Raw genomic sequence first — 13,060 nt, 5'->3', positions numbered from 1 at the left:
CCATGCATCGGAGTTATCCAAGCTTGGCGGCTTCGCGAGACAATTGCAATCACGACGAATAGCGGAGGATCGAAGACGCTGGAAGTCTCCTTGACAATGGTTTGAAAATAGCTTCGGATAATAGCTATTAATGGCGATGACCGACGGCGCTGCCGGGTCCGATGACGGAGAAGAGTGATGAATGATGCATTTGGATCCGCGGCAGCCCTAGCTGGCGTCAAGACCGGCGCCCAGCATGTCGCCGCTGTGCGTGACGGCCGCGCCGTCTATCTCGACGGCAAGAAGGTCGACGACGTCTCGACCCATCCGGCCTATCGCCATGCGGTCGCCTCGGCCGGCGCGCTGTATGACTATCAGGCTGACCCCGCCAATATCGAACGCATGACCTTCGATGTCGGAGGCGGCCGCCGCGTCAATCGCGCCTGGCAACTGCCGAAGAGCTATGCGGAACTGGTCGAGCGCCGCAAGGCGCTGGTGGAATGGGCCGAACTGTCCGGTGGCTTCCTCGGCCGCTCGCCCGATCACGTGGCGTCATCGATGTCCGGCATGATGATGGGCATCGAGGTGTTCGACGCTTACGATCCGAAACGCGCAGAGGCGTTTCGCGATTGGTACGACTACGCCCGCAAGAGCGACCTGTTCCTGACCTATGTGATCAACAACGTGCAGGGCGACCGCTCCAAGGCGTTCGGCGATCAGGGTAAGAATGCCGAGGACATGGTGGCGCGCATCGTCGACGAGGATGCGTCGGGCATCACCATCCGCGGCGCCAAACTGTTCGCCACGTCAGCCATCATGGCCAACGAGATATTCGTCGGTTCCGGTCAGCCGCTGCGGCCGGGCGAGGAGCATCTGGCGTTCTCCTGCGCACTGCCGATGGGGACCAAGGGCCTGAAGATGCTGTCGCGCAAATCGTTCGAGGCGCATGCGCCGAACGAGTACGACAATCCGCTGGCCTATCGCTACGACGAGAACGACGCGTTGGTGTTTTTCGACGACGTGAAGGTGCCGTGGGAGCGCGTGTTCCTGCTGCGCAATACCGACATGTGCCGTGCCCAGCTCCATGACACGCCGGCCCATGTCTATCAGAACTACCAGGCTCAGATCCGCCTGTCGGTGAAGCTGCGCTTCCTGGTCGGTCTCGCGCGCGGTATCGCCAAGACCATCGGCACCATCAACTTCCCGCCGGTGGTCGATACGCTCGGCAAGCTCGCCTCGCAGGCGGCGCTGATCGAGGGCATGGTGCTCGGCATGGAAGCCGGCGGCGCGATGCGCGGCGAGTATTTTCTGCCCAACAAGCATCTGCTCTATGCGGCGCAGGTGCAGTCGCAGGAGATGTATGGCCAGATCATCTCGACCATCCGTGAACTCGCCGGTGGTGCGTTGTTGATGCTGCCGTCCTCGGTGGATGATTTCAGCAATCCGGAAATCGCGGACATCATCGGGCTGACCCAGATCTCGCCGGCGATGTCGGGCCACGACCGCGTCAAGCTGCTGAAGCTGACCTGGGATGCCGTCGGCTCCGAATTCGCCTCACGCCATCTGCAATATGAGATGTTCTATGCTGGCGCCCAGTTCGTGACGCGTGGTCACAGCTACCGCACCTATGACTGGGAACGGGCGGCGGGCATGGCAGAGAAGATGACGGCGAAATATGATTTGCCGGAGTTCAAGGGCAGCAACTAAAGCGCAGTCGCTTGCTTAACCTCTCCCCGCTCCCAGCGAAGTGAAGCTTCGCAAGGCGGGGAGAGGGAGCGCGCGGTCGTCGCGAAACCTCTAGTGCGCCGCTGCTCCCGAGAAATCCCGCGGCAGCTTCGTCTCCGCCACGCGCACATTCCGCATCCCCGCTGGCGTATTGCGGCTGCGGCCGACAAACCGAGGGATGCCGTCAGTGATGACGGCGCTCACCGCCGGCACGTCGCCATTGCGAAGCGCCGACAGCGCATCGTTCTGCGAGCCGCCGGCGCAGGCGTCGATCAGCACCACGTCGGCATCCTTGCCCGTCTTCAGAAACCCGCTGTTGAGCCGATAGACCATCGCATTGTTCCCCGTCGCCGCGGCGATCGCCTGTTCCGGCGGCATGCCGCCGAGACTCGCGAGATGGCTGATCGTGTAGAACATGCCGAGCGGCATGATCCCGCTGCCGGTCGGTGTGTCGGTCGCGATCAGCAGGCGCTCCGGCTGTTTGGCCTCGTCGAGCAGTTTTGCAGTCAGCAGTGCGGTGCGCAGGTTGCCGGCGGTGCAGAGCTGCAGCGCGATGTCACTCTCGTTCACGAGCCGCGCAAAGCCGGCTTCCGGCATTGCCACCGGCCCGCCATTGACGTGGAACGAGACGCTCGGATTGGATTTCAGCACATGTTCGGCCCAGATGCCCGATGAGCCGGGGATAGATGAGCCGCCGGTATGCATGGTGGTGACCATGCCGAGCCTGCGTGCCGCCTGCATCAGCGGCGCATAGTCGAACGGCGTCTCGAATGCGCCGAAGCCGGCCTTGGCGAGCCACAGCCCTGCTTTCACCAGTTCCTCAAGATCGGCTTCGGTGAGGCCGGGCTCCAGAATGATCGAGCCGGCATGTACGCGCATGCCACCGGGGCGATAGTCGAGGAAACAGGCGCGGGCGGCGAGCGCCAGCGCTTTCACCCCAGCGGGATCCTTGGGGCGTCCGGGCACGTGCACTTCGGACGCGGTGATGGACGTCGTCGTGCCGCCATGCACATAGCTTTCGAGATAGCCGACGACGCGCTGTCGCGGCGTGTAATCACCGAAGGTGATGTGCACATGGCTGTCGATCAGGCCGGGAATCGCCGTGGTGCCGGCGGCGTCGATCACCACATCGGCTGAGGACACCTGGCCCGATGACAGCGTGCCGATCGCGCTGATGCGGCCGTCCTGCATCAGGATGCTGTCGCCACTGGCGAATGGCGCCTTGAGATCACCGGTGACGATGGTGCCGATATTGACGATGGCCGTTTTCATACCCGTCTCCGCAATCTCAAGGCCGTCCAAGGCCGCACAAAGCTGCAGCCTAGCGCAAGCCGTCCTTGCCGCCGATGTCTTTTGCATTCAACCCGCCGACCCGCGCATTGAGGCGCCCGCGATTGGCGAGACAGACGATCAGCGCAACTTCATCGGAGGCCGGCGCATCGGGTGGCAGCGTCACCGAGACACCGTCGTAATGCGAGCGGACATAAAGCGCGTCCTTGTGCGCGAGGGGAACGTCGATCAGGCAGCCGGGGGCAGCGAGCTTGGTGAAGGAGGGGATCCACGCTTCGGCGCCGCCCACGGCCTCGCGCAGCGGCGTCGCGAAGGTCGTTGTCAGCATCGCATTGGCATGTTCGAGTTCGCCGCCGAGCCCGACGACGCCGCCTTTGCCGTAGCTTTCGACTTTGTACGATCCCATCGCCTCGACGGCGAGCTTGGCCAGCACGGCGCCGACCTCGACGCTGGCGGCAATTGCCTCGGAGAGGTCTTCGACATAGCGTCCGGCATAGGGATTGGCGACGATGGCGACGGCGGCGACGCGGCGCAGCGGCTGGTCGTGCCGGTGACCTGCTTCAACTTCCTTGTGGTCGGTGAAACAGAGCAGGCGCCTGATATCGAGTTTCATGATGTTCTCCCGTCAGAATTTGGCGCCGATCCTGACGCAGTAAATGCATTTGATCAATAGCTTCGTTTAGAAGGTATGCAGAATCGCTTGACGAAGCAGGGGGCGCCAGCCAATCCTGTCGCGGATCGTTCACTGGGAAGCGGTATGTCTCGTTCCAAGGTTGCGCCGCTCTCCAAGACGCCGGCACTGCGCAAATCCGAAAAGGCCGCGGTGAAGACGGGTGCCAAAACCGCGATCAAGGCAAAGCTTCCGGCGCCGGCGCTCACCACATCGCGCAAGGCGTTGCTGGTCGATGGCTCCGACCACGCATTTCGGCAACTCGTGCACACATTGCTGGCCTTTCTCGCGCGACACGAGACCGTGCGCGAGGGGCATGCCGCCGCCATCGGCCTCGCGGGGATCGAATACACCGTGCTGATCTCGGTGAAATATCTGGCTGCCGAGGATCACGTCAGCGTGCGCGAACTCGCAGCGCATCTGCATCTCAGCGGTGCCTTCATCACCACCGTATCCAACAAGCTGCAGCAGATGGGCCTGCTCGACAAGCTGGTCGATCCCGCGGATCGCAGGCGCTTGCGTCTCACCGTGACACAGGCCGGCGATGCACTGCTGGCGAGCCTCAACCCGACCCAGCGTCAGGTCAATGACGTGCAGTTCGATTGCCTCAGCGCAGACGAATTTCATCAATTGCTCGGCAGTGTCGAGCGCCTCGTCGAATCCAGCGAACGCGCCATCGCTCTGCAGCGCTATCTGCAGCCGCGCGCTCCGGAGACGTCCGTACCGGCGGATGACGACACCAGACCGGCGCGCCGCAAAAAGATAATCTGACATTCTTACCGGGAAGTTCCGCCCGAATTCTGTGGCGTTGGTCTGACCGGCGATCCGCAGGCGATTGAATCGCGTGCGGCGACGTGAGACATAATGTCACTCAGGTTGCTGCGAGGAAGACATGTCCCAGGTTGATGCCCCCCCGACGCCACAGCCGACACCGGCGCCGCCTGCGGGGCCAATACCGGCGGAACTGACACCGGCGCAAAAGACGTGGCGACGTCTCGCCATTCCGTTGCTGGCCGTAACTGCCGCGATCATCTTCATCATTCTGGCGACCACGCGCTGGGATATCTGGATGGGCAACCGCGCGGTGCAGACCACCAACGATGCCTATATCCGCGCGCAGACGACGCGGCTGTCGAGCCGGGTGGCGGGTGCGGTGAAAGCCGTGGCGGTGAGCGACTTCCAGCACGTCAAAGCTGGCGATCTCCTGATCCAGATCGATCCTGCAGACTATGAGGCGCAGGTGGCGCAGGCCGAAGCCGGCGTCGCCGGTGCGCAGGCCGCGCTGGACAATCTCGCCAATCAGGTCGAACTGCAATATGCCACCATCGCGCAGGCCGAGGCGCAGCGCGTGTCTGCGCAGGCGCTCGAAGTGCAGGCGCAACAGGAGCAGGAACGCCAGACCTCGCTGACGCAGACCGAAGCCGGCACGCGGCAGCGCTTCGAGCAGGCCACCGCCGCCTATGCGAAGGCGCAGGCCGATGTGAAGGCAAGTGGCGCGGTGATCGCTGCCCAGAAGCATCAGCTCGAAGTCCTCGCCGGCACGCGCAAGCAGCGCGCCGCCGATCTGCTCGGCGCCAAGGCGACGCTCGATGCCGCCAGGCTACGCCTGAGCTATACGAAGATCGTCGCGCCCTTCGATGGCGTGGTCAGCGAACGCCAGGTGCAGCCGGGCGATTACGTCAATATCGGCTCCAGCCTGATCAGCATCGTGCCGCTGCCCGACGTCTATGTGATCGCCAATTTCAAGGAAACGCAGTTGACCCGGGTGAAGCCCGGCCAACCCGTGGACATCGTCGTCGATACGTTCTCGGCGGAGACCCTGCGTGGCCGCGTCGAGCGGGTCTCGCCGGCGTCCGGATCGCAATTCGCATTGCTGCCGCCGGATAACGCCACCGGCAATTTCACCAAGGTCGTGCAGCGCGTGCCGGTCCGCATCACGCTCGACAAGGGGCAGCCGCTACTGGACCGGTTGCTGCCGGGCATGTCGGTAACAGCGAGCATCAACACCGACGCGCCGGCGGCCGGCAATGGCGGAAAGTAAGGTCATCGAAAGCGGCCCGGTCTCGACCGGGGGCGTTTCGCACCATCCGATCTTTGCGGTCGGCGCGGTGCTGCTAGGCGCATTTCTCGCCAATTTCGATACGCGCATTTTCTCCATCGGCCTCGCCGATCTGCGCGGCGCGCTCTCGCTGAGTTTCGATGAGGGGGCGTGGCTGTCCACTGCCGGCACTGCGTCGCAGATATTCATCGCGCCGGCGGTAGCCTGGATGGCTACCGTGTTCGGGCTGCGTCGCGTGCTCGGCATTCCCGCTCTGGTCTATGCGGCGATCTCGCTGATGATCCCGCTGGTGCGCGACTACAATCTGCTTCTGGTCCTCAACATTGCACACGGCATGCTGCTCGGCACCTTCGTGCCGGCAACGCTGCTGATCATCTTTCGCAATCTGCCGATGCAATGGTGGCTACCGGCCATTGCGATCTATTCCATTCGCGTCGGCTTCTCGCTCAATTCCGGCACCGCGCTGGTCGGCTTCTATGTCAGCCACATCGGCTGGCAATGGATGTTCTGGCAGGATGTCATCATCGCGCCGCTGCTCGCGCTGTTCGTCTGGCTCGGCACACCGCGCGAACCGATCAACCGGTTCGTTCTATGCGAGGCCGATTGGGGCGGTATGCTCTTGCTCGGCGCCGGCATGGCAATGATCTATGCCGGGCTCGATCAGGGCAACCGGCTGGACTGGCTGGGCTCAGGCACCGTGGTGGCGCTGCTGTCAGGCGGTACGGTCCTGACCGTCGGCTTCTTCATCAATGAGTCGCTGGTGAAGCGGCCATGGGCCCACGCCGAAGTGCTGCTGTCGCGCAATATCGGCCTCGCTCTTCTGACGATCATTCTCTACACCATGACCAGCCTGTCCAATTCGTCGCTGGCGCCGAATTTCCTGACCAACATCGCGCTGTTGCGGCCGGAACAGTCCGGCATGCTGTTTCTGCTCTATTCCGTCGTGCCGATGGTTGTGCTGGTGCCGCTGTCGATCTGGCTCATTCGCACCTACGACGTGAAACTGACGCTGATCATCGGCCTCGTGGCATTCACCGCTGCCGGCCTTCTGGGCACGCAACTTACTCATGAGTGGGCGCTCGGTGATTTCATCCCGATGGTGCTGCTGCAATCGCTCGGGCAGAGCTTCACGCTGCTGCCCATCGTGATCATCGCGCTCTCGAATTCCGATCCGTCACGCGCGACGGCTTTTGCAGCCTATATCCAGGTCTTCCGACTCGGTGGCGCCGAGATCGGCATCGCGCTGATGGGCACCTGGCTGCGCGTGCGCGAACAGATCCATTCGAACCTGCTCGGTCAGCATGTCGCCAGCGGCGATGCCGATGTCGTCGGCATTCTCGCCAAGCTCACCGGCCGTTTCGCCAGCCACGGCGAGGGTCTTGCCCAGGCCCGTGGCGTCGGCACGCTCGCAACGCTGGTGCAGCGCGAGGCCAATACGCTGGCCTATATCGATGGCTTCTGGCTCACCTTCTGGTTCGGGATTACCGCGCTGATCACCGTGTCGCTGATCGGCAATGCGCCAAAGGGGCCGTTCACGCCGAAGCCGCGGGGGTGAGAGGACGAGTGAGGGGCGGGGTGCCGCCCAAACATTTTTTCCTATTCTCTGTTGACATCATCCTCGTCAGGTTTATATTCCCCTTTGTCCTGCCCCACCGAGAGGGGCGATCGCGATCGTCACGTTCGCGGGGTGGGATGCGGTGGACGCCGGAGATGCGGCGTCACGGGAGATGTGGGTGACGGCTGTCTTGCGGCAGGCCGGATCGTCTGTGGTCAGGATACCACTGGGACAGGCGGCACGGTTTGTCTTGAGATGGAAGGAACCTGCAGATCAAGTGACGGACGACCAAGTCAAAACGCGTTCGGCTTACTCGCTTGAGGCACCCTGTCCCTTCGCCTTGGGACTGTAATTTTGGTGATGGAATCGTTCGACAGAACCGTTCGCCATGGCAAAGCGCAAGCAACCGAAAAAACACCGCATGCGGAACGCTGGGCACTTGCCCTGCGCCTCCGAAAGTCCTGATGCACTACCTTGCGGAAGACCGCATCGGCATCAGGCCCAAGGGTGCAACGGGCACCTAGCGTTCCGCACGCCCTCTCACAGGGGGGCGGGAATGCAAACCACGACGGCGCCCCCGCGCCGCAAACAATGGGGGCGATGACGCATGTCTGCAGAGCAGTGGCTGTTTGAAATTCGAAGAAGCCGAGACGCGCAGGCGGTCGCGATATCCTTCCCACTGCGCGACTAAGTCGCGCTTGGGGGAGGGACAAGAATCAATCCTGCAACTCGTTCACCTTGTTCACCCAGATCCGCACGTCAGTGAGCACCTGCGGCAGCACGTCCTTGACCTCCTGCACAGTCATGCCGGCCTTGATGCGGGGGTCGTAGAGGATGTTGAGGATGTACTGGTCGTAGATGTCGAAGAAGCCCATCTGGACGTTGTCGTTGAACATCGTCCACGGCACCGTACTGGTGTCGTTGATCGGGCCCAGCGACTGCAGCAATTCCTCATAGGCGCAGTCGAGAAAGACGAAGTCGCCATTGTCGACGGTGAGGATCACGTCGGAGCGTTCGATCTCGAAGGCTTCGTTCTTGCGGAAGCCGGACAGGCATTGCGGGTCGAGAGAGTCGCGGATCTCGTTGGCGCGGTCGGTACCGTAGAAGGTCGAGATGGTGCGATAGAGATCGCGGTCGCGCACCAGCTTCACCAGCACATTGGCGTCGTCGCGGCTGTCCGCCATGGCGATGTTGAGATGCTGCACCCGGTGCGCGATGTCGGTCACGACCTTGGCGATCTGAGCCTTGCGGTCGGCACGGCCGTCGGCAAACACCCGCACCGGAAGCTCATACTTGCGGATGCGGTCGACGCGGCCGGCGAGGTGATATTCGGCGCCAAAGGCGGTCTTGAAAAAACCGTCGATGATCTCGCTGTCGGTAAAGGTCTTCTTCTCGGTACGCTGGCGTGCGGTAACGCCGGGCGGTTCATTCGCGCCGGCATAAGACGGCTGCGGCACAAAGGCGGCCGGCAGTGCGAGGGCCAGCAGCGCGGCAATCGTCCGGACGATGAATCGATCTGGTGTCGGGGCGGGCATTATCACTCAAGTTCTCGCAATGCGCGTATTTGCGCAAGCGTTCAGTGCCGCCCCCGCGGACAATTCGAAGGCTTCCCGCTGGAAGCCTTCGTTCTCAGGTCAGGCTCAGTTCTTGACGATCACCGTCGCGCCGACCGAGACGCGGTTATAGAGATCGGTGACATCGTCATTGGTCATGCGGAAACAGCCCGAGGACACCGCCTGACCGATGGTCTCCGGCTCGTTGGAGCCGTGAATGCGGTACAGCGTCGAGCCGAGATACATGGCGCGAGCACCCAGCGGGTTGTCGATGCCGCCGGGCATGTGGCGCGGCAGGTCGGGCCGGCGGGCGATCATCTGTGCCGGCGGAGTCCAGCTCGGCCATTCCTTCTTGGCGGTGACCTTGTGCACACCGCCCCAGCGAAAGCCGTCGCGGCCGACGCCGATGCCATAACGCAGCGCCTGGCCACCCGGCTGCACCAGATAGAGCCGGCGCTCGGCGGTGTTCACGATGATGGTGCCCGGGGCGTAATTGCTGTGGAAGCCGACAGTCTGGCGCTGGATCGGGCCGGAGCTGTTGCCGCCGCCATTGCCGAAATTGGAGAAGAAGTTGGAGAGCGACGGGCCGTCGTCGACCTCGAAGTCCGGCGCCGGCGGCTGGTTGCGGACGCGTGCATCGGCCGGCATGGAAATCGTCGTGAGGGCGGCTGCGGCAAAAAAGAGAGCAAAAATGCGCTTCATCATGGTCCTCGCCAGAAAAAATAGAGGCCTAGACAGGGCATAATTCGTCCCGATCTGCAAGCCACGGCCGTGTGAGGACAGCCCTGACGGAGCGACAATAGCCGGCGTTCGGGCCGCCCCGCGGGCCTCACAACGAAGCGTTGCGTTCGGACCCTTTGACGGACCCTCCGAACAATGGTTCATCAGCCCCCGAGATCGAGAAACCGAGAATACGACCCTGATCAAACGGAGTGAGACGATGAACGGTGCGGAAAGCCTGGTGCGGACATTGGTGGCAGGCAATGTGGATGTCTGCTTTGCCAATCCAGGAACGTCGGAAATGCATTTCGTTGCGGCGCTCGACCGCGTCGAAGGCATGCGCTGCGTGCTCGGCCTGTTCGAAGGCATCGTGACCGGTGCGGCGGATGGCTACTTCCGCATGAAGGGCACCCCGGCCTCGACGCTGCTGCATCTCGGCCCCGGCCTGGCCAATGGCCTCGCCAACCTGCACAACGCCAAGAAGGCCAATTCGGGCATCGTCAACATCGTCGGCCAGCACGCCGTCTATCACATCGAGTATAACGCGCCGCTGACCTCGGACATCGAGGGCCTGGCCCGCCCGATGTCGCAATGGGTGCACACTTCGCCGGATTCCAAATCCGTCGCCAAGGACGGTGCCGCCGCCATTGCTGCCGCCAGGGACCGCCAGATCGCCACGCTGATCCTGCCCGCCGACACCGCATGGGGTGCCGCCGATGGTGTGGCTCCGGTGCCGGCCGAAAAGCAGGCCGCCGGCTATTCGACACAGGCCGTCGAGACCGCCGCCAGGATCATGAAGGACGGTGGCGCCTCGACGCTGCTGCTGATGACCGGCCCGGCGCTTAACGAGAAGGGCCTCGCGCTGGCCGAGCAGATCGCCGGCAAGACCGGCTGCAAGGTGATGGGTCAGACCTACAATCCGCGCATGGCGCGCGGCCGCGGCCGGTTCTCTATCGACCGCATCCCCTATGTGATCGAAGCCGCACTTCCGCTGCTGAAGGACTTCAAGAACATCGTGCTGGTCGAGGCCAACGATCCCGTCGCCTTCTTCGCCTATCCGAACAAGCCGAGCATGCTGAAGCCGGAAGGCTGCGACGTGCACCGCATGACCGCCGGCGGCGAGAATTCGATCGCCGCGCTGGAAGCACTGGCCGGCGCGCTCGGCGCCAAGCCGTCGGACGTGAAGCCGCAGAAGCTCGCCGAACTGGTGAAGCCGACCGGCGCGCTGAACCACACGACGATTGCGCAGGCGATTGCCTATGCGATCCCGGAAAACGCCATCATGGTCGACGAGTCGCTGACCACCGGTCGTGGCTTCTTCCCGCCGACCGCTGCTGCAGCGCCACATGACTGGCTGCAGAACATGGGCGGCTCGATCGGCTTCTCAACCCCGGTCGCCACCGGTGCCGCGATCGCATGCCCCGATCGCAAGGTCATCTGCATGGTCGGCGATGGCAGCGCGATGTACACGCTGCAGTCGCTGTGGACCCAGGCCCGCGAAGAACTCGACATCACCACGATCGTATTCGCCAACCGCAAGTACAACATCCTGCTTGGCGAATTCGCCGGTGTCGGTGCCGGCGAGCCGGGCACGCGTGCGATTGACATGCTCAACCTCGACCGTCCGGCGCTCGACTGGGTCTCGCTCGCCAAGGGCATGGGCGTCCCCGGCGTCTCGGTGTCGAACGTCGACGACTTCAACAAGGCGCTCGCCAACGCGATTGCCGCGAAGGGGCCGAAGCTGATCGAAGTGGTGACGTAGACGGCAGCCAGGCCGCGCTGTCGCATCAAACAATAGCTACAACGAAGAAGGCTCCGGATCGCTCCGGAGCCTTCTCTTCTGGGGATGGACGGCATTGATAGCGATCGATCATCTGCCTGCGTCGGAACAATAGTGACGAACTTCGCGTTGTGAAGAATCAGAGACCGTGCAGACAGATTATTTGAGACGACAGTCATAAGCCGCCATGGCAAAAAATCGTTGGGACGACGCGCAGCTCGAAATCCTCAAGGACCTCATCGCGCGCAAGATTTCACTGGCGCGCGCAGCCGTCATCTTGAAGCGGCCGCAAAGCTCGGTGCAAATCCAGGCGCGTCGGCTTGGCACGCCATTTCCAGGTGTGCGTGAAACCAAGGCGCGGTTGAAAGCCCAGATTGAAGAAGCCGAGAAGAAAGCGACGCTGCGGTGAATAGTGCGATTGAGCTCGTCGTTGCGGCCTATGTCGAAACAAATCAGTTGAGTGCGCTGCAAGATATGAAGGCGCACCGCGAACGCCTCGCAATGTCCGTCCGCGACCGAACGGATTTCAATTTCGGCGTTCTGCTTGGACAGCTTGACGACGACATCCGCGAGATCGACGCCGGTATCCGGCGCTTGCGCGCAGCGACGGACGCGCGGTCCGTGACGGAGCTCTGACGATGTCGCGGCGGCTTATATCGCCAGTTCTGCCGTCTGCTCGCTCCAGCGCAGATAGTCGCGTGGTGAAATCCCCATCGAGCGACGGAACATGGCGCTGAAGGCACTCGGGCTGTCATAGCCGAGATCGAGCGCAACATTGGTGACCGGCTCGCGCATGGTCAGGCGCGACAACGCTTCCATCAATCGCACCTGCTGGCGCCACTCGGCGAAGCTCATGCCGGTCTCGCGGCGAAACAGCCGTGTCAGCGTGCGTCGGCCAAGGCCGCCGATCTGCGACCAGGATTCCAGATCCTGATTGTTGCCGGGCTCGCGCAGGATCGCCTCGCAGATGCGTGCGAGGCGGCGGTCCTGTGGCATCGGCGCGCGCAGCGGTACGGCGGGCATGCGGCCGATTTCCGCGAGCATCAAATTCATGATCTGGCCTTCGCGGCCGTCCGTGTCGTATTCAGTCGGGAAGGTGACGGCTTCGTTGAGCAGCGCGCGCACCAGCGAGGAGACTTCCATCAACTGACAGGCTTTCGGCAGGCCGATGGTCGCTTCCGGTTCGACATAGAGCGTGCGCAGTTGCACGGTGCCCCAGCAGCGGCTTTGATGGACGACGCCGGGTGGAATCCACAGTGCGTGCTGCGGCGATACGGTCCAGCTGCCGGTCTCGGTGATCACGGTCATGACCCCGGTCAGGCCGTGCAGGAACTGCGCGCGACGGTGGCTATGCCGCACGCCAACGCCGCCCGAGGAGAATTCGGCAGCCATCGCAACCACCGGGCGCTGTGCGCTCTGCAGCGCATCGGCGCGGCGGCCGCTGGCCTCGAAGCCGGAAAAACTCACCATGGCCGGCGGCGCGACGCGCTGGCGCGGCGTGTTGCACGAAATCGAAGAGATATGGCCCATACGCGACAAATCCTGACCCTGTGAAGACGGAGATGATGCGCCGACATCGTACTCTGGGATAGAGGTTTTGAGCGCATCGTTCCGGACGTTGCCATTCTCAAAGCAGGCTTCATGCCACTGGCGCGTTTTCCAGCGAAGTGGGTACCGGTTCGCGTTAAGAAAACGCGTCAAACAACAATTCTGAGCCCCGTTCCGCTTC

At 62.9% G+C, this 13,060-nt stretch carries 12 protein-coding genes; 7 read left to right on the top strand and 5 right to left on the bottom strand.

All coding sequences use genetic code 11. The features are described 5' to 3' along the window. Positions 1–177: 177 nt before the first annotated feature. Positions 178–1,686 (top strand): 4-hydroxyphenylacetate 3-hydroxylase family protein, encoded by a 1,509-nt coding sequence (locus tag CIW50_RS13590; RefSeq protein ID WP_149531781.1) that lies wholly within the window; start codon positions 178–180, stop codon positions 1,684–1,686. 90 nt (positions 1,687–1,776) lie between these two features. Here CIW50_RS13590 and CIW50_RS13585 read toward each other — a convergent pair whose 3' ends face one another. Further along, complete coding sequence (locus tag CIW50_RS13585) at positions 1,777–2,976, bottom strand: amidohydrolase family protein (RefSeq protein WP_149531780.1); 1,200 nt, start codon at positions 2,974–2,976, stop codon at positions 1,777–1,779. A 49-nt stretch (positions 2,977–3,025) separates the two neighbouring features. Beyond that, on the bottom strand, positions 3,026–3,607 hold the full coding sequence (locus tag CIW50_RS13580; RefSeq protein ID WP_149531779.1) for an amino acid synthesis family protein: 582 nt from the start codon (positions 3,605–3,607) through the stop codon (positions 3,026–3,028). Between the two features lie 144 nt (positions 3,608–3,751). Here CIW50_RS13580 and CIW50_RS13575 point away from each other — a divergent pair, with 144 nt between their 5' ends. From CIW50_RS13575 to CIW50_RS13565, 3 genes are all read left to right on the top strand, one after another. After that, positions 3,752–4,435: a MarR family winged helix-turn-helix transcriptional regulator gene (locus CIW50_RS13575; protein WP_172980318.1), complete on the top strand. Its 684-nt coding sequence runs from the start codon at positions 3,752–3,754 to the stop codon at positions 4,433–4,435. A gap of 121 nt (positions 4,436–4,556) precedes the next feature. After that, positions 4,557–5,705: an HlyD family secretion protein gene (locus tag CIW50_RS13570; RefSeq protein WP_149531777.1), complete on the top strand. Its 1,149-nt coding sequence runs from the start codon at positions 4,557–4,559 to the stop codon at positions 5,703–5,705. Further along, the gene (locus tag CIW50_RS13565) at positions 5,692–7,278 is read left to right on the top strand and encodes an MFS transporter (RefSeq protein ID WP_149531776.1); all 1,587 of its coding nucleotides are present in this window, start codon (positions 5,692–5,694) and stop codon (positions 7,276–7,278) included. The genes CIW50_RS13570 and CIW50_RS13565 overlap by 14 nt, the downstream gene beginning before the upstream one ends. A 716-nt stretch (positions 7,279–7,994) precedes the next feature. Here the strand turns inward: CIW50_RS13565 and CIW50_RS13560 are convergent. Together CIW50_RS13560 and CIW50_RS13555 are read right to left on the bottom strand one after the other, a co-directional pair. Further along, complete coding sequence (locus CIW50_RS13560; protein ID WP_149531775.1) at positions 7,995–8,813, bottom strand: DUF2927 domain-containing protein; 819 nt, start codon at positions 8,811–8,813, stop codon at positions 7,995–7,997. Positions 8,814–8,918: 105 nt separating this feature from the next. Further along, the gene (locus CIW50_RS13555) at positions 8,919–9,533 is read right to left on the bottom strand and encodes a L,D-transpeptidase (RefSeq protein WP_172980340.1); all 615 of its coding nucleotides are present in this window, start codon (positions 9,531–9,533) and stop codon (positions 8,919–8,921) included. A 238-nt stretch (positions 9,534–9,771) separates the two neighbouring features. Between CIW50_RS13555 and CIW50_RS13550 the strand changes: the two genes are divergently transcribed. The 3 genes from CIW50_RS13550 (at position 9,772) to CIW50_RS13540 (ending at position 11,967) form a co-directional block, all read left to right on the top strand. Beyond that, positions 9,772–11,313, top strand: a complete 1,542-nt coding sequence (locus CIW50_RS13550; protein WP_149531774.1) for an acetolactate synthase large subunit — start codon at positions 9,772–9,774, stop codon at positions 11,311–11,313. 205 nt (positions 11,314–11,518) lie between these two features. Next, positions 11,519–11,740 (top strand): hypothetical protein, encoded by a 222-nt coding sequence (locus CIW50_RS13545; RefSeq protein ID WP_149531773.1) that lies wholly within the window; start codon positions 11,519–11,521, stop codon positions 11,738–11,740. Beyond that, on the top strand, positions 11,737–11,967 hold the full coding sequence (locus CIW50_RS13540) for a hypothetical protein (RefSeq protein ID WP_149531772.1): 231 nt from the start codon (positions 11,737–11,739) through the stop codon (positions 11,965–11,967). The genes CIW50_RS13545 and CIW50_RS13540 overlap by 4 nt, the downstream gene beginning before the upstream one ends. 15 nt (positions 11,968–11,982) lie before the next feature. Here CIW50_RS13540 and CIW50_RS13535 read toward each other — a convergent pair whose 3' ends face one another. Beyond that, positions 11,983–12,861 (bottom strand): AraC family transcriptional regulator, encoded by an 879-nt coding sequence (locus tag CIW50_RS13535; protein WP_172980317.1) that lies wholly within the window; start codon positions 12,859–12,861, stop codon positions 11,983–11,985. Positions 12,862–13,060: the final 199 nt, after the last annotated feature.

It is taken from the genome of Tardiphaga sp. P9-11, from assembly GCF_008329525.1.
In the GTDB taxonomy this organism is placed as follows: domain Bacteria; phylum Pseudomonadota; class Alphaproteobacteria; order Rhizobiales; family Xanthobacteraceae; genus Tardiphaga.
This window is presented reverse-complemented; position numbering and strand designations above follow the sequence as displayed.

What these genes read in the sequence shown, in the direction of transcription:
- CIW50_RS13590 (WP_149531781.1), top strand. Translation starts at nt 178, where the DNA reads ATGAATGATGCATTTGGATCCGCGGCAGCCCTAGCTGGCGTCAAGACC.
- CIW50_RS13585 (WP_149531780.1), bottom strand. Translation starts at nt 2,976, where the DNA reads ATGAAAACGGCCATCGTCAATATCGGCACCATCGTCACCGGTGATCTC.
- CIW50_RS13580 (WP_149531779.1), bottom strand. Translation starts at nt 3,607, where the DNA reads ATGAAACTCGATATCAGGCGCCTGCTCTGTTTCACCGACCACAAGGAA.
- CIW50_RS13575 (WP_172980318.1), top strand. Translation starts at nt 3,752, where the DNA reads ATGTCTCGTTCCAAGGTTGCGCCGCTCTCCAAGACGCCGGCACTGCGC.
- CIW50_RS13570 (WP_149531777.1), top strand. Translation starts at nt 4,557, where the DNA reads ATGTCCCAGGTTGATGCCCCCCCGACGCCACAGCCGACACCGGCGCCG.
- CIW50_RS13565 (WP_149531776.1), top strand. Translation starts at nt 5,692, where the DNA reads ATGGCGGAAAGTAAGGTCATCGAAAGCGGCCCGGTCTCGACCGGGGGC.
- CIW50_RS13560 (WP_149531775.1), bottom strand. Translation starts at nt 8,813, where the DNA reads ATGCCCGCCCCGACACCAGATCGATTCATCGTCCGGACGATTGCCGCG.
- CIW50_RS13555 (WP_172980340.1), bottom strand. Translation starts at nt 9,533, where the DNA reads ATGAAGCGCATTTTTGCTCTCTTTTTTGCCGCAGCCGCCCTCACGACG.
- CIW50_RS13550 (WP_149531774.1), top strand. Translation starts at nt 9,772, where the DNA reads ATGAACGGTGCGGAAAGCCTGGTGCGGACATTGGTGGCAGGCAATGTG.
- CIW50_RS13545 (WP_149531773.1), top strand. Translation starts at nt 11,519, where the DNA reads ATGGCAAAAAATCGTTGGGACGACGCGCAGCTCGAAATCCTCAAGGAC.
- CIW50_RS13535 (WP_172980317.1), bottom strand. Translation starts at nt 12,861, where the DNA reads ATGGGCCATATCTCTTCGATTTCGTGCAACACGCCGCGCCAGCGCGTC.